This is a genomic window from Paracidovorax oryzae ATCC 19882, from assembly GCF_000687165.1.
GTDB classification, from domain to species: Bacteria; Pseudomonadota; Gammaproteobacteria; order Burkholderiales; family Burkholderiaceae_C; genus Paracidovorax; species Paracidovorax oryzae.
This window is the reverse complement of the sequence record NZ_JMKU01000009.1, coordinates 52,358-72,854: the sequence shown is the minus strand read 5'-3', so window position 1 is coordinate 72,854 and position 20,497 is coordinate 52,358. Positions and strand designations below refer to the sequence as shown.

19 protein-coding genes and 1 pseudogene are annotated in these 20,497 nt (G+C 64.0%); 8 read left to right on the top strand and 12 right to left on the bottom strand.

Going from position 1 to position 20,497, the window contains the following annotated elements:
- Positions 1-114: 114 nt before the first annotated feature.
- Positions 115-981: a 3',5'-nucleoside bisphosphate phosphatase gene (locus T336_RS0108855; protein WP_026432272.1), complete on the top strand. Its 867-nt coding sequence runs from the start codon at positions 115-117 to the stop codon at positions 979-981.
- 7 nt (positions 982-988) lie between these two features.
- On the top strand, positions 989-1,624 hold the full coding sequence (locus T336_RS0108850; RefSeq protein ID WP_013596001.1) for an L-threonylcarbamoyladenylate synthase: 636 nt from the start codon (positions 989-991) through the stop codon (positions 1,622-1,624).
- Between the two features lie 8 nt (positions 1,625-1,632).
- Here the strand turns inward: T336_RS0108850 and T336_RS0108845 are convergent, their stop codons facing one another.
- A complete protein-coding gene (locus tag T336_RS0108845; protein WP_026432271.1) occupies positions 1,633-2,835 on the bottom strand; it encodes a methyl-accepting chemotaxis protein in 1,203 nt (400 codons plus the stop codon).
- 138 nt (positions 2,836-2,973) lie between these two features.
- On the opposite strand from T336_RS0108845, the gene T336_RS0108840 reads away from it, so the two are divergent.
- Positions 2,974-3,642: a site-2 protease family protein gene (locus T336_RS0108840; RefSeq protein ID WP_011796751.1), complete on the top strand. Its 669-nt coding sequence runs from the start codon at positions 2,974-2,976 to the stop codon at positions 3,640-3,642.
- 94 nt (positions 3,643-3,736) lie between these two features.
- A complete protein-coding gene (locus T336_RS0108835) occupies positions 3,737-5,044 on the top strand; it encodes a tryptophan--tRNA ligase (RefSeq protein ID WP_026432270.1) in 1,308 nt (435 codons plus the stop codon).
- Between the two features lie 117 nt (positions 5,045-5,161).
- Here the strand turns inward: T336_RS0108835 and T336_RS26020 are convergent.
- From T336_RS26020 to T336_RS0108820, 4 genes and pseudogenes are all read right to left on the bottom strand, one after another.
- Positions 5,162-5,392, bottom strand: a pseudogene (locus tag T336_RS26020) (NADPH-dependent FMN reductase); the annotation flags it as partial.
- A gap of 40 nt (positions 5,393-5,432) precedes the next feature.
- On the bottom strand, positions 5,433-5,864 hold the full coding sequence (arsC, locus tag T336_RS0108830; RefSeq protein WP_019702194.1) for an arsenate reductase (glutaredoxin): 432 nt from the start codon (positions 5,862-5,864) through the stop codon (positions 5,433-5,435).
- Between the two features lie 46 nt (positions 5,865-5,910).
- Positions 5,911-7,197 (bottom strand): arsenic transporter, encoded by a 1,287-nt coding sequence (locus tag T336_RS0108825; protein WP_026432269.1) that lies wholly within the window; start codon positions 7,195-7,197, stop codon positions 5,911-5,913.
- Positions 7,179-7,511, bottom strand: coding sequence for an ArsR/SmtB family transcription factor (locus T336_RS0108820; RefSeq protein ID WP_026432268.1), 333 nt, complete (start codon positions 7,509-7,511; stop codon positions 7,179-7,181). The genes T336_RS0108825 and T336_RS0108820 overlap by 19 nt, the downstream gene beginning before the upstream one ends.
- A gap of 273 nt (positions 7,512-7,784) precedes the next feature.
- Between T336_RS0108820 and T336_RS24935 the strand changes: the two genes are divergently transcribed.
- The 3 genes from T336_RS24935 (at position 7,785) to T336_RS26585 (ending at position 13,657) form a co-directional block, all read left to right on the top strand.
- On the top strand, positions 7,785-12,152 hold the full coding sequence (locus T336_RS24935; RefSeq protein WP_244883907.1) for an RHS repeat-associated core domain-containing protein: 4,368 nt from the start codon (positions 7,785-7,787) through the stop codon (positions 12,150-12,152).
- 328 nt (positions 12,153-12,480) lie between these two features.
- Entirely contained in the window at positions 12,481-12,999 is a 519-nt protein-coding gene (locus T336_RS26590; RefSeq protein ID WP_156957823.1) for a hypothetical protein, read from the top strand.
- A 190-nt stretch (positions 13,000-13,189) separates the two neighbouring features.
- A complete protein-coding gene (locus T336_RS26585; RefSeq protein ID WP_156957822.1) occupies positions 13,190-13,657 on the top strand; it encodes a hypothetical protein in 468 nt (155 codons plus the stop codon).
- Positions 13,658-13,899: 242 nt separating this feature from the next.
- Here the strand turns inward: T336_RS26585 and T336_RS26580 are convergent, their stop codons facing one another.
- Positions 13,900-14,052 carry a hypothetical protein gene (locus T336_RS26580; RefSeq protein ID WP_156957821.1) on the bottom strand — a complete coding sequence of 51 codons (153 nt, stop codon included), beginning with the start codon at positions 14,050-14,052 and terminating at the stop codon, positions 13,900-13,902.
- 214 nt (positions 14,053-14,266) lie between these two features.
- Here T336_RS26580 and T336_RS26575 point away from each other — a divergent pair, with 214 nt between their 5' ends.
- Positions 14,267-15,301, top strand: coding sequence for a hypothetical protein (locus tag T336_RS26575; RefSeq protein WP_156957820.1), 1,035 nt, complete (start codon positions 14,267-14,269; stop codon positions 15,299-15,301).
- A gap of 22 nt (positions 15,302-15,323) precedes the next feature.
- Here the strand turns inward: T336_RS26575 and T336_RS24930 are convergent, their stop codons facing one another.
- The 6 genes from T336_RS24930 to T336_RS0108790 form a co-directional block, all read right to left on the bottom strand.
- Positions 15,324-15,722 carry a hypothetical protein gene (locus tag T336_RS24930; RefSeq protein WP_244883906.1) on the bottom strand — a complete coding sequence of 133 codons (399 nt, stop codon included), beginning with the start codon at positions 15,720-15,722 and terminating at the stop codon, positions 15,324-15,326.
- 121 nt (positions 15,723-15,843) lie between these two features.
- Positions 15,844-16,440: an AAA family ATPase gene (locus tag T336_RS0108810; RefSeq protein WP_244883905.1), complete on the bottom strand. Its 597-nt coding sequence runs from the start codon at positions 16,438-16,440 to the stop codon at positions 15,844-15,846.
- A 37-nt stretch (positions 16,441-16,477) separates the two neighbouring features.
- Positions 16,478-17,137: a 2OG-Fe(II) oxygenase gene (locus T336_RS0108805; protein ID WP_026432266.1), complete on the bottom strand. Its 660-nt coding sequence runs from the start codon at positions 17,135-17,137 to the stop codon at positions 16,478-16,480.
- Positions 17,138-17,161: 24 nt separating this feature from the next.
- Positions 17,162-18,418 (bottom strand): aminotransferase family protein, encoded by a 1,257-nt coding sequence (locus T336_RS0108800; protein ID WP_244883904.1) that lies wholly within the window; start codon positions 18,416-18,418, stop codon positions 17,162-17,164.
- A complete protein-coding gene (locus T336_RS0108795) occupies positions 18,402-19,442 on the bottom strand; it encodes a sulfotransferase family protein (protein ID WP_026432264.1) in 1,041 nt (346 codons plus the stop codon). The genes T336_RS0108800 and T336_RS0108795 overlap by 17 nt, the downstream gene beginning before the upstream one ends.
- The gene (locus T336_RS0108790; protein ID WP_244883903.1) at positions 19,439-20,404 is read right to left on the bottom strand and encodes a TauD/TfdA family dioxygenase; all 966 of its coding nucleotides are present in this window, start codon (positions 20,402-20,404) and stop codon (positions 19,439-19,441) included. Before T336_RS0108790 ends, T336_RS0108795 begins: the two co-directional genes overlap by 4 nt.
- Between the last annotated feature and the right edge of the window lie 93 nt (positions 20,405-20,497).

The following is a 20,497-nucleotide window of genomic DNA, read 5'->3' as shown; positions in this document are numbered from 1 at the left end:
GCTCCCTTTTCAACGCACCGGGAAAGCGTTAGCGGCTCCCCCGGTCGTCCCGACTGCGCGCCATCGGCCTGGAGGCCGCCACCGCACTGCGCGCAGCACGCCTAGAATGAATCCGTGACCACCCTCTTTCTCAACGCCGACCTGCACTGCCACTCCGTGGTCTCCGACGGCACGCTCACGCCCGAGGCACTGGCACAGCGGGCGCGCGCCAACGGCGTCGAGCTGTGGGCCCTGACCGACCACGACGAAGTGGGCGGCCAGCACCGCGCCATGGCCGCCGCGGCCGCGCAGGGCATGGACTACCTCACCGGCGTGGAGATCTCGGTGACCTTCATCGGCACCACGGTGCACATCGTCGGGCTCGGCTTCGATCCGGACGATGCGCAGCTGGTGCAGGGCCTGTCCGACACGCGCGGCGGCCGCGGCCAGCGCGCGCAGGAGATGGCGCAGCAGCTCGCGCAGGTCGGCATCCGCGATGCCTACGAAGGCGCCCTGCGCTACGTGGGCAATCCCGAACTCATCTCCCGCACGCATTTCGCGCGCTTCCTGGTCGAGACGGGCGTGTGCCGCGACACCTCCGAGGTGTTCCGCCGCTTCCTCACCGAGGGCAAGCCCGGCTACGTGCCGCACCGCTGGGCCGCGCTGGGCGACGCGGTGCGCTGGATCACGCAGGCCGGCGGCATGGCCGTGATCGCGCACCCGGCCCGCTACAAGTTCTCGGCCACGCAGGAATACGCGCTGTTTTCCGAATTCCGCCAGCATGGCGGCCAGGGCGTCGAGGTGGTGACGGGAAGCCATACGGCCGCCGAATACGGCATCTACGCGGCCATGGCGCAGGAATTCGGCCTGGCCGCCTCGCGCGGCAGCGACTTCCACAGCCCCGACGAATCGCACACCGACCTGGGCACGCTGCCGCCCCTGCCCGGTGCCCTCACGCCCGTGTGGGATCTGCTGGCCGACCGCGTGCGGCGCGCCCACTGAGAACCCCATGGCCCAGTATTTCGAAGTCCACCCCGACAACCCGCAGCCCCGGCTGCTCAAGCAGGCCGCAGCCCTGCTGGCCCGCGGCGCGGTGCTCGCCGTGCCCACGGATTCCAGCTACGCGCTCGTCTGCCAGCTCGACGACAAGGACGCCGTGGACCGGCTGCGCCGCATCCGGCAGGTGGACGAGAAGCACCATCTGACGCTGCTGTGCCGCGACCTGTCGGAAGTGTCGAACTACGCGCGCGTGGACAACCGGCAGTACCGCCTCGTGAAGCAGGCCACGCCCGGCCCCTACACCTTCATCCTGGACGCGACCAAGGAAGTGCCGCGCCGCGTGAGCCATCCGCAGCGCAAGACCATCGGCCTGCGCGTGCCCGACCGCAAGGGGCTGCAGCTGCTGCTGGAGCTGCACGGCGCCCCCCTGCTGGCCACGACGCTGATCCCGCCGGGCGAGACGGAACCCATGAACGACCCCGCCGAGATCCGCGCGCGCTTCGAGCACCAGATCGATGCCGTGGTGGACGCGGGCGCCTGCCCGCTGGAGCCGACCACCGTGGTGGACCTGACCGACATGGCCACGGGTGGCGATCCGCGCGTGGTGCGCGAGGGCCGCGGGCCGCTGTCGGCGCTGGGGCTGTAGAGACCGGCTCAATCCAGCTTGAACGCCCCCACCGCACGCTGAAGGTCCTGCGCGCGGTCGTTCAGCGCCGTGGCCGCACGCGAGGCCTGCTGCACCAGCGCGGCGTTCTGCTGCGTGGTGCCTTCCATCTGCGCCACCGACTGGTTCACGTGGACGATGCCGTCGCTCTGCTCCTGCAGCGCGTGCGAGATTTCCGCCAGCAGGCCGCTGACCTGCCCCACCGCGCCGACGATGTCCTGCATGGTGCGCCCCGCCTCGTCCACCAGCCCGGCGCCGCTGCGCACCTGCTCCACCGACGCGTCGATCAGGCCCTTGATCTCGCGCGCGGCCACCGCGCTGCGCTGCGCCAGGCTGCGCACTTCGGAGGCGACCACGGCGAAGCCGCGGCCCTGCTCGCCCGCGCGGGCGGCTTCCACGGCCGCGTTGAGCGCCAGGATGTTGGTCTGGAAGGCGATGCCTTCGATCACCTGGATGATGTCCACGATCTTGTGCGAGCTGCCGCTGATGGCCTGCATGGTCTGCACGACCTGGCCCACCACGGCGCCGCCGCGCTCGGCCGTGCCGGAGGCCTGCACGGCCAGGCCGCTGGCGGAGCGCGCGCGGTCGGCGTTCTGGCGGACGGTGGCGGTGAGCTGCTCCATGCTCTGCGCGGTCTCGGCCAGGGAGGCGACCTGCTCGCCCGTGCGGCGCTCCAGGTCGCCGTTGCCGGCGTCGATCTCCCCGGCGCTGGCGCCGATGGCATGGGTGGACTGCTGGATGCGCGAGACGAGTTCGGTCAGCGTGTCTTCCATGGTGCCCAGCGCCCCGAGCAGGCGCCCGAAATCGCCCTGCAGGTCGGAGCTGAACTCCTGGCTCAGGTCGCCGGCGGCGACGGTCTCGGCGATGAGGATGGCCTGGTCGAGCGGGGCCACGATGCCGCGGCGCAGCAGCACGAAGGCCGCGCCCGCCACCACGAAGACCGCGCAGCCCAGGCCCAGCAGCCAGGCACGCATGCTGGAGAGTTCGGACTCGGCCGTGGCGACCGCGCGCTCGATCGGTGCGCGCTGGGCGGCATCCGGCAGGGCCGACGCCGCCTGCAGCACGGCGCGGTGGGCCTCCTGCGCCCGGCCGATATCGGACAGCCCCACGCCCATGAGCCATGCCACCAGCAGCGCCACCGATCCGAAGGCCAGGACGAGCCGCGTCCCCGTTCTCCATCCATCCCAAGCCATCACTGGTGTCTCCTGTTGGTTTTGCGCGGTTGCATTTGGCAACAAATGGACATCCTACCGCCGGCGCGGGCCCCCCGGTCCAAGGGGTTCCCCTGCCGCGTGCGGGGGGCGCAACGCGGCCTCTGAGACAATCGGCCGGTGGACTTCTCCAACCTCATCCAAACCATCCTCATCTACGCCCTGCCGGTGCTCTTCGCGATCACCGTGCATGAAGCGGCCCACGGCTATGCCGCGCGCCACTTCGGCGACAACACCGCGCTGATGATGGGGCGCATCACGCTCAACCCGCTCAAGCACATCGATCCGGTGGGCACGATCCTGATGCCGCTGCTGCTGTATTTCGCGACGTCGGGCACCTTCCTGTTCGGCTACGCCAAGCCCGTGCCGGTGAATTTCGGGCACCTGCGCAACCCCAAGCGGGACATGATCTGGGTCGCGCTCGCGGGGCCGGCGTCCAATTTCGTGCAGGCGGTGCTGTGGGCCGTGCTGCTGGTGATGCTGGTGGGCTTCGGGGTGGACGAGCGCTTCTTCATGGAGATGGCGCGCGCCGGCGTGCTGGTGAACCTCGTCATGTGGGCGTTCAACCTGTTCCCCCTGCCGCCGCTCGACGGCGGGCGCATCCTCGTGGGGCTGCTGCCCTGGCGGCAGGCCAGTTGGCTCTCGCGCATCGAGCCCTACGGCTTCTTCATCGTGCTGGCGCTGGTGGTGGCGGGCATCGTGGGCACGGTGTGGCTGCGGCCGCTGATGTCCCTGGGCTATTCGGCCATCAACCTGCTGCTCACCCCGCTCACGGCCCTGCTGGGCTGAGCCGGCGCAGCGCCCGCGGGCCGTGCGGCGGCCCGCCTTTTCACCCGTTTCCGTTTTCCGTTTCCGTTCTCTCCGGCCCCGAGCCGCTTCGACCATGAGCACCACGCGCTTTCTCACCGGCATCACGACCACGGGCACGCCCCACCTGGGCAACTTCGTCGGCTCGATCCGCCCCTCGGTGGCGGCCAGCCAGCGGCCCGGCGTGCAGAGCTTCTACTTCCTGGCGAACTACCACGCGCTCATCAAGTGCGAGGACCCGGCGCGCATCCAGCGCTCCACGGTGGAGATCGCCGCGAGCTGGCTGGCCGCGGGCCTGGACCCGGAGCACGTCACGTTCTACCGGCAGTCCGACATTCCCGAGATCCCGGAGCTGAACTGGCTGCTGTCGTGCGTGACCGGCAAGGGCCTGCTCAACCGCGCCCATGCCTACAAGGCATCGCAGGACAAGAACGAGGCCGCGGGCCGGGAGCTGGACGACGGCGTGACGGCCGGGCTCTTCATGTACCCGGTGCTGATGGCCGCCGACATCCTGGCCTTCAAGGCGCACAAGGTGCCCGTGGGGCGCGACCAGGTGCAGCACATCGAGATGGCGCGCGACATCGCGTCGAGCTTCAACCACCTCTACGGCGAGCATTTCGTGCTGCCCGAGGCGGCGGTGGACGAGCACGTGGCGACGCTGCCCGGGCTGGACGGCCGCAAGATGAGCAAGAGCTACGACAACACGATCCCGCTCTTCTCGCCGCGCGAGCAGCTGCGCCGGCTGATCAACAGCATCCAGACCGATTCGCGCGCGCCCGGCGAACCCAAGGACACCGAGGGCTCCGCCCTGTTCCAGATCTACCGCGCGTTCGCCACCGACGCGGAAACCGAGGCGCTGCGCCAGCAGTTCGCCGAAGGCATCGCCTGGGGCGAGGCCAAGCAGGTTTTGTTCGAGCGCGTGGACGGCGTGGTCGCGCCGATGCGCGAGCGCTACGACGCGCTGATCGCCGATCCGGGCCGCATCGAGGACATCCTGCTCGCGGGCGCCGAGAAGGCCCGCGCGGAGGCCGGGCCCCTGCTGCGCGACCTGCGCCACGCCGTGGGCCTGCGCAGCCTGCGCGGCGGCGCGGTGGCGGCCAGCGCGCCGCGCGCGGCCGCCAAGGCCGCCGCCCTGCCCGCATTCAAGCAGTACCGCGAGGCCGACGGCCGCTTCTACTTCAAGCTGGTCGCTGCGGACGGCCGCCTGCTGCTGCAGAGCACGGGCTTCACCGCGCCGCGCGACGCGGGCCAGGCGATCGCCCGCCTGCAGAAGGAACCTGGCGCCCTGGCGGCCCTGGCGCCCCACCTGGCGCCCGTGGACGGCGTGGATGCCGGCGACGTGGAAGCCGCCTTGCAGGCCCTGACCCAGGCCGCCGAAGCCTGAGCGCGGTTTCTCCGGGGCCCTGCGGCCGGGGCGCTGCCGCAGGCCCGGGTCAGATGCTCCGCAGGTTCACGCGGGCAGGCAGCGCCTGCGCGCTCTCGCGGCGCTCGCTGTAGCGGTCCACCAGACCAGCTCGCGCAGTTCCCGCACCGTGGGGTGGTCTTCCGGCGCACCGTCCGGCAGCGGAAGGCCCGCGGGATCGACGATGCGCGGTTCGGCGCCCAGGGCACGCAGCAGGCGCGCAGCCTCCTCGGTCAGCAGGCGGCTGAAGGAGCGTTCCCGCAGCGAGCCATAAAGCAGCAGGATGCGCGGCGGGTACGTCGAGCGTTCCGCAGGCCACAGGCGCTGCAGTCAGACCGGATGCAGCAGTTCCGGATCGATGTGGGGAAGTTCAGGGCTGGTGGACACGCCGGCCTTTCGCGTCGATGACGGCTTCGCCGTCTTCCTTGGAGAACGCACCCTGCTGCGGGCCGGGCAGGATGTCCAGCACCGTTTCGGAGGGGCGGCACAGGCGCGTGCCCAGGGGCGTCACCACGATGGGCCGGTTGATGAGGATGGGGTGCTGCAGCATGCAGTCGATGAGCTGCGCATCGCTCCACTTCGGGTCGGCCAGGCCCAGCTCCGCACAGGGTGTGCCCTTCTCGCGCAGCAGGTCGCGCACGGGCGTACCCATGTCGGCGATCAGGCGCTCCAGCGTGGCCCGGTCGGGCGGGGTCTTCAAATACTCGATGACCGTCGGCTCCACGCCGCTGTTGCGGATGAGCGCGAGCACGTTGCGCGAGGTGCCGCAGTCGGGGTTGTGGTAGATCGTGATGTCGCTCATGGGAGGAATCCTCGCGGATGGAAACGGATGGCCGGGCGCATGGGCCTCACCCTGCGCCCAGGCGGATGGCCAGGGCAGCCAGGGTGATGGCGAGCACGGGCAGGGTCATGGCGGTGCCCACCTTGAAGTAGTAGCCCCAGGCGATGCGGGTGCCCTTTTTGGCAAGCACGTGCAGCCACAGCAGCGTGGCCAGGCTGCCGATGGGCGTGATCTTGGGGCCCAGGTCGCAGCCGATCACGTTGGCATAGACCATGGCCTCCTTCACCGCGCCGCCGGCATGCGAGGCATCGATGGCCAGCGCACCGACCAGCACCGTGGGCATGTTGTTCATCACCGAGGAAAGTCCTGCAGAGAGGAAGCCGGTGCCCAGGGCCGCCCCCCAGATGCCCATGGCCGAGAGCCGGTCCAGCAGGGCGGCGAGCAGGTCCGTGAGCCCTGCATTGCGCAGCCCATAGACCACGAGGTACATGCCCAGCGAGAAGACGACGATGTGCCAGGGGGCGCCACGCAGCACCTGCCTGGTGTCGATCACTTCGCCGCGCCACGCCACCGCCAGCAGCAGGGCAGCGCCCGCGGCTGCCACGGCGCTGACCGGCACACCCAGCGGCTCCAGCCCGAAAAAGCCCGCCAGCAGCAGGCACAGCACCACCCAGCCCGCCCGGAAGGTCCGTGGATCGCGGATGGCATCGACGGGCTCCTTGAGCTGCGATGCCTCGTAGCGTGCCGGGACATCGCGCCCGAAGGCCAGCAGCAGCACGGCCAGGCTCGACAGCACGGCGGCGATGTTTACCGGCACCATCACCGATGCATAGCGGTTGAAGCCGATCTGGAAGTAGTCGGCCGAAACGATGTTGACCAGGTTGGAGACGATCAACGGCAGGCTCGCCGTATCGGCAATGAAGCCGGCGGCCATCACGAAGGCCAGCGTGGCCGCGGGCGAGAAGCCCAGCGCCACCAGCATGGCCATGACGATGGGGGTCAGGATCAGCGCCGCTCCATCGTTGGCGAACAGCGCCGCCACGGCCGCCCCCAGCAGCACGATGAGCACGAACAGCCGCCGCCCCTGCCCACCGCCCCAGCGCGCCACGTGCAGGGCCGCCCATTCGAAGAAGCCCGCTTCATCGAGCAGCAGGCTGATGAGGATCACCGCCACGAAGGTGGCCGTGGCATTCCACACGATCCCCCACACCACCGCGATGTCCGCAAGGTGCACTACGCCCGAGAGCAGCGCTGCGGCCGCTCCCAGCGAAGCACTCCAGCCGATGCCCAGGCCGCGCGGCTGCCAGATGACGAGAACGAGCGTGGCGACGAAGATCAGGACGGCGGCGAGCATGGGGCACCCAAGGGACGGGGAAGGCACGGCTGCCCCTGGCAACAGTTCTCGGTGAGGTAGGCCATGAGGCCGTTCATCCGGTCGAAGGCGGCACGGTAGATGAGGTGGCGGCCCTGGCGTTCCTGGGTCACCAGGCCCGCATGGGCCAGCTCCTTGAGGTGAAACGACAGGCTGGTGGCGGGCACGTCCAGCGCCTGGGTCAGCGCGCCGGGAGTCATCCCTTCCGGGCCCGCCACGACCAGCGCACGGAACACCCGCAGGCGCACGGCCTGGGCGAGTGCCAGCAGGGCCCGGACGGCATCATTTTCTTCCATATTTCAATTATTGTTGAATTATCAAATCATTGTAAACGTGGACAACCCCAGCAGCGAACGGCGGCCGCCGATGGCCGTCCTGTCTCTCGCCATAACGCTTCGTTTGCCCATCGATAAACGAAGACACTCCGACACAAAACAAATTTCCGCAAACCCTTCCCTGCCCGAAATGCGCTTCCTATCATCGCGGCCGTTTTGAACTCCACCGTTCGGCCGCCGCGGGCCGGGCCGCACCGCATGACCCAAGGCAAGCCAGCCGCACGCCAGACAGACTTGACCAAGAAAGGCGGGCCCATCGTGCAGGGCTCGCACACGGTGCTGATCGGCTCGGCCGGCGGCATCGCCTGCTCGGTGTGCCCGGGCGGCGTCACCGAAGGCCATCCGGTGAACCCGCTGCTGGGCGCCAAGGTGCTGCCCGGCGAGGAAGACTTCGGCCTGCCCGGCCCGCTGCCCTTCGCGCTGGTGCGCTCGTACTCCAGCTACCAGAGCCCCGACCCCGCACCCGTGGGGCTGCTGGGGCCGGGCTGGTGGATGCCCGGAGAAGCCCGCGTGGCGCACCTGCCCGCAGGCGACGGCGCGCCCGGAGCCCTGCACCTGCACGACGGCCGGGGCCGCCGCATCGCCTTCGAGGCCCTGGCGCCGGGCGAGATCGCCCACAGCCCGAGCGAAGGCCTCTGGCTCGTGCGCTGCGGCACGGAGCACCTGCCCGGCGCGCACCAGGGCGGCCATGCCGGGCGCCTCGCGCGCCTGTGGAATGCCCTGCCGGCGCCCGTGCGCACCGATGCGCGCATCACCGTGGCCACCGCATCGCCGCTGGGCCCCTGGTGGGTGTTCGCGCCGGCACCGGTGCCTGCCGCGCCGGACGGCCCCGCGGCGAACACGGGCGGCACGAACGACCACGCGGCCCCGCACGGCGTGCTGCACGGCATCTGCGACCGCTTCGGCCGCGTGCAGCGCCACGAGCGCCATGCGGACGGGCCTTTCGCGGGCCACCTGCGCAGCGTCACCGACGGTGCCGGCCGCCGCTACGGCTTCGAGCTGGAGCGCGTGGCCCCGGCCTCGCCGGCCGCCCATGGCTGGGGCGCAGACGGTGGCGTGCGCCTCGTGGCCGTGTGGCTGCAGGCCGATCCGCACCAGACCCGCGAATCGCTGCCCGCGCCGCTCGCACTGGTGCGCTACGCCTATACCGGCCGCGGAGAATTGGCCCAGGTGACCGACCGCACGGGCCGCACCGTGCGCCGCTTCGAATACGGCGACGCGGCCCGCCCGGGCCGCATGACGGGCCATGCCCGCGCCGGCCGCCCCATGACGCGCTATGCCTACGACACCGAGGGCCGCGTAATCGCACAGACCACGCCGCACGGGCTGGACCTGCGCTTCGACTACACCCCGCTCCCGGCGGACCCGACGGCCTCGCCGCCGCAGCCGGTGCGCGCCAGCACGCTGGTCACCGACGGCCTGGGCCGACAGCGCCGCTACGTGTTCGAAGGCACGGGGGGCCTGGCCCGCGTGGCCGAGCGCATCGAGGCGGACGGCGCCCGCTCCACCTGGAAGCACGACACCGCAGGCCGCCTGCTGGAGCACACGGATGCGCTGGGCCGGCGCGTGCAGCACACCATCGACCCGGCCACGGGGCTCGCCATCGGCATCACCGATGCGGCCGGCCGCAGCCACCGCATCGCGCACGACGCGCTGGGCCTGCCCCTGCGCCACCAGGCTCCGGCACCGGAAGGCCCGATGGGCGATCCACTCGTCACCACCTGGGAGCACGACGCCTGGGGCCGCCTCGTGCGCCATACCGATCCGCTCGGCCACACCACGCACTACCGCTACCCCGAGACCACGGCAGCGCACCCCGACCTGCCCATCGCCATCACCGACGCCCGGGGCGGTACCAGCACGCTGCAGTGGAACGCGCTGGGCCTGCTGGCCTGCCGCACCGACTGCAGCGGCCGCGCGACGCGCTTCCACTACGACGCCTGGGGCCGCACGGTGCGCGTGCAGGGCGAGGAAGGGCTGGAACTGCGCACGGCCTACGACGACCTGGGACGGCCGGCCGAATCCATCGACGCCCTGGGCCGCAGCACCCGCTGGCGCTACACGCCGGAGGGCGATGACCTGGCCGCCATCGACCACCCCGGCGGCCTGTGCGAACGCTTCGCGCACGATGCCTGGGGCCGCGTGGTCCGCTACGAATACGGCGGTGCTTCCACGCCCGAACCGCAGGACGGCACCCCGGCCCCGCCGCACTGGCTCGCCCAGCACTACCGCTACGACCTGGCCGGTCGCCTCGTGGAACTGCACAACGAGAATGCGCGGGCCCACTGCTTCACCTATGACGTGCGCGACCGGCTCGTCGCGGAAACCGGCTTCGACGGCCTGGTGACCCGCCATGCCTACGACCGGGGCGGCCAGCGCATCCGCACCGACGGCGCGCGCCACGCCATCGACTACGCGTGGAGCGGCACCGGGCAACTGCTGGCCCGCACCATCACGCCCCTGCCGGGCACCACGCAGGAAGCGCCCATCACCGAACGCTTCGAGCACGACGGCGCGGGACAGCTGGTGGCCGCCCACCACCACACCGCCCTGCACGGCCACCAGGTGAGCGTGTACCTGCGGCGCGACCGCCTGGGCCGCATCCTGGGCGAGCGCCAGGAAATGCGCGCCGCCGATGGCGCCCTGCTCTGGAGCCACGAGAGCACGCACGCCCTGGACGCGGGGGGCGCGCCCACGGGCGCCGACCTGCCCGGCCTGCCGCCGCTGCAATGGCTGACCTACGGCCCTGGCCACGTGCACGGCCTGCTGCTGGACGGCGAGCCCCTGCTGCACATCGAGCGCGACGGCCTGCACCGTCCCGTGGCGCTGGATTTCGGGGCGAGCCAGACCCGCTGGCGCCGGGATGCGCTCTCGCGGCTGCAGGCGCTTTCGGTGCACGGCACGGCCGATGGCGGGGTGCCACGGCCGTCCGCAGGCCATCCCGGCCTGTGCGCGCTCGCGCGCCAGCACCACTACGACGCGGCCGGCCGGCTCGCGCGCATCGACACCCCGCAGGGCTCGATCCACCATGCCTACGACACCGCCGGCCGCCTGGCCGCGGCGCACCTGCCCGGGCGCAAGCCGCTGCACTACCGCTACGACCCGGCCGGCAACCCCTGGCAGCCCGCCGCCGACGCCACAAGCGGCCCGCAGGGTGACTGGGCCGGCGAGGTGCGCCGCCACCTGCACGACCCGGCCTTCGACCTGCTGCGGCAGGAGGGCAGCGCCCTGCCCGGCCACGCCCGCGACCGCTGGCCCGACAACCGCGTCATGGCCCACGGCCCCTGGCGCTACCGCTGGGACGCCTGCGGCAACCTCGTGGAAAAAACCCACGCCGACGGCCGGCAGACCCACCGCCTGCACTGGGACCACGCCCAGCGCCTCGTCGCCCACGAGCAGATCGACCACGCCACGGGCGAACGCGTCCGGCGCATCCACCACTACGACGTTTTCAGCCGGCGCATCGCCAGCCGCATCGAACGCTCGCAGGGCAGCGGCCCGCAACAACAACAGCCGACCGCCACCGTCACCGAGCGCTGCCACGGCTGGCAGGGCGATGCCCTCACGCTCACCGAACTGCGCGACCCGCTGCGCCCGCAGGACACGCAGCGCATCCACACGCTCTACCACCCGGGCACCTTCGTGCCCCTGCTGCGCATCCAGACGGGGGCCTGCGCCGAACCGCCCACCCTGGCGCAACTGCTGGGCGCCGCCGAACCCGGCGACCGCGAGCAGCACGCGCCCCTGCAGGCGCTGCAGGACGAACTGCTCCACGGCGCCAGCGACCACACGCGCCGCCACCTGCACAACATGGGCTGGGACGCCGAGCGCCTGCAGCGGCAACTGCGCGGCGAAGGCGCCACCATCACGCACCTGCACCTCTACCACTGCGACCACCTGGGCACGCCCCTGGCGCTCATCGACGCCCGGGGCCGCATAGACTGGCAGATCGAGCTGGACCCGTGGGGGAACACAGTGAAAGAGCACAACCCGCTGGGGCTGCACCAGCCGATCCGCATGCAGGGGCAGCACGACGAAGGGGACGGGGCGGGGTTGTTCTACAACCGGCACCGGTACTATGACCCGGGGATGGGGAGGTATGTGTCGCAGGATCCGATCGGGTTGGCGGGTGGGGTGAATAGCTATATGTACGCCGAGGACAACCCCATTAAATATCAGGATCCACTGGGGCTACTAACACAAAAAGAAATAGATGATGGCATAAAAACACTTAAGGGAAATTATCCAACCGAATTTCCAAAATCACCCACATCAGTCAACCCCCAACCCATGGGCGACAATGGCTTAGGCATGACAGATTGGTCAAACAATATAACCCTCAACTCTGACAGATTCGGCAAAAGCTCTCAGTGCATCACCAGCGGAGATGAGTACCAATTCCTTCAAACACTGGCGCACGAAATGCTCCATGTCAACGAGAGCTTTTTGCAGCGCTTACTCAGCAACGGATTCAGAATGGGAAATCCACTTGGCTACTTTCATCGTCAACTGGACGATAAAGCAGACAGCATGATAACTCCCGAGTTAATTGAAAAATATATATCACTCAGAAAATCGAACGGGGGTTGCAAGTGCAATTAAGTTATAGAAAAATATTATTCATTATAATTATTTCCGCATTGTGCTTATCCTGCACTCAGGTCGATGAAATCACGCCAAGATCTTATATAGGACTGATCATTGGCGAAACTCAGCCCAATCGAGAAGAGATCTCCAAGTCCCTTTCAATTGGAGAGGCCATAAAGATAAGTGGAGAACTAAAAATCAACCCGATAAAGGACAAAAAACTTCAGATGCCAATAGATTTTGGATGGATAACCAAAGAAGGAAGCATCATTATTCAAAGCAAGAAATACGACGTTCTACTGATTCAAGAACCCACAATTTCCAACGGTAGCGTTACTTGGACATGCATCAGTTACCCGAAGGATGCCGCGCCAAACTTTTGCCGCCCGAAATTGCAACCTCGATAAAAATTATCTTGAACCGCAAAAATGGAGACGAGCCCGATGACCATGGGCAAGTCCTCAAAGGGATCAAAACTGTAAATGCATGGAATTCGGGAGTGGGACCTTTCTACATCGCCGTCCTGCTGCTCATCACCGGATGCCACCCCATTCATGACGAAAGCAACTGCGGGAATGAGGTCATATCTTCAAAAACTTCTGCAGATGGTCAGATCCTAGCTACTGCTACGCGGCGTAATTGTGGCAGCACAACCAAAATCGCAAAGATAATTTATCTTCAAAAAATCAACGAGAAAAATAAAGATAAATTCGGCGACAAGGTTTTTGTCTCCACGAATGATAGCGATCCTGAATTTTTATGGACAGAAAGAAAATTATCCATCAAATCCCCAAAGACCAGCAGCGAGATTTTCTTGAGCAGTAGCAAATGGAAAGATGTAGATATTATCTACACTCCATAACACAGAGAAGATATGCATAACAAAAGCAGACTTCGACGATTCACCGCTGGAATATCACAAACCTGTCCCGGCCGTGCAAATTTCTTTTTTCCATTAGCAGCATGAAATAGAGCGCATTAAAAGCAGTCCCATTATTCAGCCTGTTTCGCGCAAAATTCTTACGCCGTTTAACTAACGAAAAGAACCAATTATGCGCATAGCGAAATTATTGACGATCTTAACTATTCTATGGTCAGGAGGTGTTCACGCCCATGCATGCCTTGACTGGGGAAAGAGCGTTGAAAAAATAAATTCAACAGAAAACAGCTACTCCGCTTTGGGACTAACAAGCACAAGTAACGAGAATTTTTTGGTCAAAAAAGAGGGAGACACCTTCTATCAAATGGAAGGGGAAAAAACAGAGTTCACAACCCTGAAAGAGGCAAAAATCAAGCTGAAGCTATTATTCCTTGAATTCTATTTTCCAATTACGGGCAATGACTGCCTAGAGATAGGAAAAGAAATAGAAAAAACGCCTGACCCGGAAACAAAAATCAAGATAAGCCACCCTACAACCGGGGTAGTCATATCAGAACTATTAATAAACAAAAAAATGGAAGCACAAGTAGTTGTTAGCTGTTTTTGCACTCTTATATATCGCCAATTGAGGCCGAAATAATTACGACAAGAACCCGTAGGCAAAGCTCTCCCAGGAAGATCCGCAAGGAGATCTCCTCGAAGAGATGAACCGTGTGGTGCCATGGGCGGCACTGGTACCACTGATTCGGCCACACAGCGTATGGGGAGGGGGTTGCAGGCATCCTTAGATATTGGCTCGTGGGAAAAATGAGCACTTCCGCCAATGGCGCGGGTGAAATACTGATAGCCAGGAAGGGAGGGAAAGGACTTCATGGGAGCAAATCAACCAAAAATAGATGCGAGCGGGCCACCTAGCGCCTTTCCATTTGACAATCCATCTCCATGAAAGGAGGTTTTAATGAGCAAAAAAACAAAATTCTTCACTTTATCCCTATCAGCTTTAATTTTCTTCCTTATCTTTTTATGGAGTGTCATGTGGCTATTCTCTTCTGCCAGCTTGGCAAGCGGCCCCTGTCAAGGGAAATTCTCCATCACTCATGAACTTCTTAGATGCCGCCAGCCGTTCATCGCGACGTTTTTTATTGGTACATCTTTTCTGATTTTCACATTACTCTTCTATCAATCTATAAAAACATTTCGCAAACTTAAAAACGTGAACCGTTAACAACCGCAGTTCATTAGTAATTTCATGATAACTCTAATCATCGCTGTCTTTGGTTTTCCTATTCTAATTTTCTTATATATTTTGCTCAATGCATTTCTGGCCGCAACGCTTTGGAGAAATAGAGCAAAGACTTGGAGGAAGTTATTCATTTTCTTCACCAATCAACTTTGCGCTCTGTCGGCGAACCGTATTTGGACTACTGTACTTGCACATGCAGTGGCAGGAGGAATTCTATTTTACTCAATTACGCGACCTCAAGAGATTTTATGGATAACCTTAATTCTATTGGGTTATGTTTTTCTCGTATCGACGCTGACGCTCTCCCTGTTCATGAAACTACCTTACTTTCAGCAACTTTGGGGAGACACTTTCTTCAAGGTTTGCCTGTTGGCGACCCCTATCCTGCTTCACTATCTTGCAAAAGGATATGCTGCCTTGTGGATCGGACAAATATTGAAAATCAGTGCCACAAACGTCCCAATGGCCCATTTCGCCGCAACGAGTTTTTTTCTGCTGCTCGCCGTAGCTCTACTCCTCTCTGCCACTGCAATTTTATTTGAGTTTTCCTTTATTTTCTTTACACCATCGAACAAACGATTCCATCTGGATAGCCGCGGGACCAGCACACTTCTCCTGCTTTTTTCTTTGCAGCCCTACCGGCGGCGTTCGGAACGCCTTCGTGTACGGGCGGCGCAGCGCAAGGTGGGAATTTTCTTGCTGCTTATAGCCAGCTTCCTGGGAACAGCTGTAGGGTTTTATGCTGCGGCTTCGATCGCGCCTGGCCGGCTAAGCAGTATTGTGGTTTCTGCCATAGTTTTCGAATTCGATGCGGCGCCAGCCGATCGATGCACACTTACGACCGAGGAGCGTTTAAAAGTCATGCGCGACGAGCCCCTTATTAAGGCGCTTTTCCTTGCAGGCACCCAGGACAAAGCCATTTTGGTGGAACGACAGAAGAACCTTTTCGCACCCATCCAATTTCAAGGTTTCCGCGCCAAGGCAGATTTAGAACGGGAGCTAATGTTGCAACGCGCGACGGCTTGCAATGTATTGGATTGATTCTAGCAACTCACAAAATTCATCATTGATGGTTAACGCCCCTGCACGCAGTCGCCGCCGCAAAATTCACCAAGCCAGGCTTCGCGACCTGGACCGGGTTTTTCTGCGCTCCCATGGCGGTTTCGCGAGCGCTGGGGTCGGCGTGGCGAGCAGCACGATGGCCACGGCGAAGCCCCCAAGCACGGGCCAAGACGGCAATTCCGAACGCATCCGCCAGCGCCAGTCCAGCGCCGCGCCCCTGCCGCGAGCTACGCCTCCAGGGCCGGCTGGCAGAGCAGCAGGATGCCTGCCAGGGGCAGGATCCCAGTAAGCTGTGCACCATCTGCTCCAGCGGCGTGATGGTGCGTGCGGGCGCGACCATGCGCAGCTCCAGCCAGGTGGCGGCCTCGTGCAGCAGCCACATCGCCAGCAGGAAGGCCACGAGCCGGCGGAGGACTCGATCCGAATCTCGCGGCATCCCCCCGGCAGAGGCACAACTGCGCATTCAAATCACTGGAATGTGCGCGCCTGCCCCCCCGATGCTCTGCTCTGCCCCCCTCGTGTCAGGGGTTCTGAAAAATTCCCTCTGGCGCCGCCGCAAGGCCTCCGCACACCGATCGAACGCCGCGGCACTGCGCTGTTGCCAACCACTCCGTGATCTCACCCGCAACCTCATCGGGTAGAAGATCCGAGGTATCCATACAGAGATGGTTGTCCGCACGGATCGGAATCCCATAGGCGCATCGCTCCAGGATCGCAGCAAGCTGTTCACCGCTGTTGACCTTCCTGAACGCACGCCGGTCTGCGTTTTCCACCCGGCCCATGAGCTGGTCGTTGCGCGCCTTCAGTTGAATGAAATACGGGGTCGCCTGGTGTTCCGCGCACAGCGCCTTGAGCCCATCGATATACCAGTCGTCATGGGGCCCCTCATAACAGAAGGTCGTGATGATGTCCTGCGCATCGGACTCCAGCAACAACGCGATGGCATTGAGCCTCAACCGGCATGCAAATTGCCGCCGGCTTTCGAAACTGCTGTTGTCGCCGAGCAGGACGATCGCGATGTCGTGCGTCAGGTGGTTGTGAAACAGCGCAGCGGAGCATTTCTTCGCCAGTTCTTTTCCAACGGTCAGTTTCCCCACGGCAGGCGGGCCGTAGAGCATGACGATCTTTCTCCCGCGGCCGGGAACCATGGAGGCCTTACTGTGCTGTGTGGGTTGTCCCTGGTTCATAGTACGTGACGTTGAGCGTGTTTCGGGTCAGGCCTGCTGTTGCAGACAGTCGCGTGACCTCATGCCAGGTATCTTCGTACTGCCCATCGCGAATGATCACGGTGGCATTTCCCACCACGGGAACGACGGTGTGGCAGGCCTGGTGGTGATCCCGCGGATCGAGAATGCGAAGCAGCCCGCCCCACTCTGGTTGCCAGTGGGCGTTGAAGTAGATGATCAGGCGAAAGCCCCGGCGCAGCGATGCATCGACATGCGGCAGGTAGTGCGTGTTCTGGCCTCCACGGAATGCCACGGCCTCCATCGGGAATTCCGCCAGGTCCGTGCCGCTGAAAGCGGCCATGGCCGACCGGAATGCACCAGATGCCAGTTCCTGGCCCAACGCCTGCCATGCATCGGACAGGGTTGCCGGATCGTCCACACCGGAAGAGCCCAGGGGGACGATGGTGCGCCGGTAAAAGTACCCACCGTTGCGTTCGCGGAAGTTGAAACCTTCCGTCGGGAACTCGCTGGCCAGCTTCCGGGCCAGCGCGTCGTTGCTCCATATGTTCTGCAGTTCCCCCCAGTTGAAAGGTGTGTGATGCAGCTTGCCCCCGGCGATCTGCCCGAGCGAGAAATATCCCGATGTCATATGTTTCTTCGCACAACAATCAAGTCAATGGCGCGGCGCGTTGCCTATGGCCCGGATCAGATGGTGGACCAGCTCTTCCATCTCGGAGTCATCGATGGTGAAAGGGGGTGCGAGCTTCAGGTGCCGATCTGCAGCCCCGACGATCAAACCCTGCCGGCGCGCGTCGTTTTGCACACGCCTGCAGGTATCGGCTGAATCGAAAGTGATCGACAGCATCAGCCCTTTTCCTTGCACGGTCACGGCATCATCGACTGTCGGCAACTTCTCGCGAATCCACTGCAGCAGCCGTGTGCCGTTCGTTCGAACATGTTCAAAGCAGCCATGTGCGTGCAGGTAATCCAGAATGAACAGGGCAGCGCGACAGCCCAGAAGATTGCCGGACTGCGTGTGCCCATGCCGGAGAAGCGGGACGGGCTGTGATGAGAAGCTCTCGGCGATGTGGGCCGTGGCCATCACGGCGGTGATGGGGAAACCGCCTCCGAGGTTCTTGCTGAAAATGACGATGTCAGGGCTGGCGCCCTGGGAGAACGATTCGCACAAGACGCCGGTTCGGCCGATCCCGCAATAGACTTCGTCGCAAATCAGGGGAATATCGTGGGCCTTGGCGAGCGACGATAGCGATCGCAGGAAGCCCTCCGGGAACTGGCGTGTTCCTGCCATCGCCATCACCGGCTCGATGATGATCGCTGCCACGGTCGAGCCATGTTCGGCCAGAAGTGCTTCCCATGCCGGCAAGTCGTCGTTGCTGAGCGGCGGGGGCATCGTTAGCGAGCAAGCCGCGACCAGTGGCAATGCTCCTTCGTTGATGAAGGCACGCCGCGTCGCGATCATCGCGCCCAGCGTGCAGCCGTGATAGGCGCCATCGATGGCCACCACATGCGTGCGCCGTGGGCGCCCACGGTTGACCTGGTATTGCCACGCCATCTTCAGTGCGGCTTCGACCCCCTCGCTGCCGCTTCCCACGAGGAACATGTGCGCGAGCCCCATGGGTGCGGACGCATCGATGAGCCGTTCCGCGAGGGCCTCCGGCAGTACCGTGCTCGAACCGATATTGCACGCGTGGACCAGCGTGTCCATCTGCTGCTTGACCGCATCGATCAGGGCCGGGTGGGAATGGCCCAGGCAATGGTTGTAGCTGCCCGATATGCCATCCAGGTAACGCCGCCCTGCATCGTCGTAGAGACAGGCTCCTTCGCCCCGCACGATTCTCGGCCGCTCATCATCGAAGCCCATGGGGGTATAAGGCGGCCAATAACCGCGGGATCTAGACATGGCGTGCATACGGCGTCCCCTGAAGTTCGGATTTCAATTGATGAATGTTCTCGATCGCCGATGCCATCGACGATATTTCTTTTTTTCCGGTTCCGGGGACGAGCCTCGCGGCCGACACTCCGAGAAAATCGAGCAATTGCGCATGCACGGGCCCGGGATTTTCGAGCAGGTCCTCGTATTCGACGGTGAGGATGGCGTGGCGGCTGAAGCAGTCGAGGAATTCGGCCCGATTGGCAAGATCCTGGTCGATGAATTCGATGAGTTCCGCCGGTGGAATGGTCAGCCTGATTTCCTGCCTGTGCCTCTTGTCGTCGCGACCGACATACCAGATCTGGTCCCGCAGGCTTTTCTTCAGCGACACCAGGCGCTCGAGCCGGTTGCGTCGATCCAGCAGGATGATCTTCAGGTCCTGCAGGCCAACCAGGGACTCCCATATGTTTGCACCCGCCCATTCGGTGTCGAGATCCCGGAAAAGCACGAAACCCACGGCTTCCACGTATTCGAAGTACGGCCGGAACAGATGCCGGTCGAGGATGTTCTGCACGGTGGTGTCCTGTGCATACGGAAGCAGGTGCTGGCCGAACCGGTTGAATGCCTCGCCGTGCATCTCGATGCACGGATGTGAGCCGAGCAGCGTCCGCAGGAGGTGCGTGCCGGAGCGCGGGGTCGAAACAATGGCGAATTTCGTATATTGCTTCTGCGCGAACGCGACGCTTTCGGGCAGGCTGCCGCCCAGCCATTTGTTGTGCTCGGCCTGTGCGACCTGGGCGCGCATGAGTTCGAATACCTCGGGCGAGCGCTCCGCGAGGGCCCGCATGGGCGCCAGCGCCTCGTCTCCGCGCAGCCCTGTGCGGCTCCAGTTCTTTCCGCCGGCGCGGTATTCGTGCACGAATGCGACGATGGCCGATGCCATGTCATGGCCGACCGCGTATTCCTCGATATCACTCCGGATGCGCGTGGCGAGCTCACTCTCGCCACAGGACATCCATGAAGACCACCAGGACGCCGGCATGTGTCCTGTCGTATCCGTCATCTGCACTGTGCCGGATGCGCGGACTGGTGAACGGGAGCGGCCGGGAGCGCTTCCTGCATTGCGCGTGGAGCGGAGAGGAACAGGCCTCGCAGCAGGACGCGGGGGTGGGCCGGATCATCGATATAGGCGTTTCGCCCATGTGAAAGCTGGTCGTTGCGCATGACCAATGCCTGCCCTCTTTGCAGCGTGAAGCTCAGCGTGTATGCACTGCCTGGCTCGGCAAGATGTTTCAGGTAAGCCACGGCGTCGATCACCCGGGGGTCGGCGCGGCGGGAATAGTCCCAGTCCGCGGTCACGTCGAGGGTGAAGCCGCCCGCCATTTCACCGTTTTCTCCGGTGTGAAACACCGGGCCGATGTGCTCGTACTGTTGGTCCAGGCGTGGATCGGTCGATCTGCGGCGGAACACCTTCGGGGCCAGCAGGCTTCGGGCAAGCACCGGGTCATGGCGGGACAGGGCCCGGAATGCCGACAGGCTGTCGAACAGTATCGATTCGCCGCCGGAAGCCGCATGCTGCCTGCACAGCAGGATCGACGTCTTGATCGTGCCGATCGGCAGGTAGGAGCCATCGGTGTGCAAGGCCGCGCCTGCCGTTCCATTGAACACATCGTGCTGCCCGCTCGCCAGGCCGCCGACCTGGTTCACGCCATGCATGGACATGCCTTCCGCATGCATGCGGCGGTTGAATTCGGACTGGTACATGGGGCCGAGGCCATAGAGTTCGGCCATGCGCTCGAAGTCTGAAGCATCGAACCGCCATTCGCCATGAACGATGGCAAAACCGTATCGGCCAATATCCCTCAAGACTGCCTGTATATCGTTCACATCGAGCACTTGTTCCGACCAACCGATGAAACGGCTTTGCATACCCTGCCTCTGGTGAAGTACGGATTGAATGTCAAAAAACTCCCGAAAAGCACCGCGCACGACAGGCTTGATAATCAAGCCGGTCGTCTGCCGCATTCTGGATTCGGGAAATTCGCGCAGGGTCTTGTCGAGCGCAGCGCAGCCCGCACTCTACAGGTCGCAGGTGGGTGTTTGAATTAAATCGGCTTT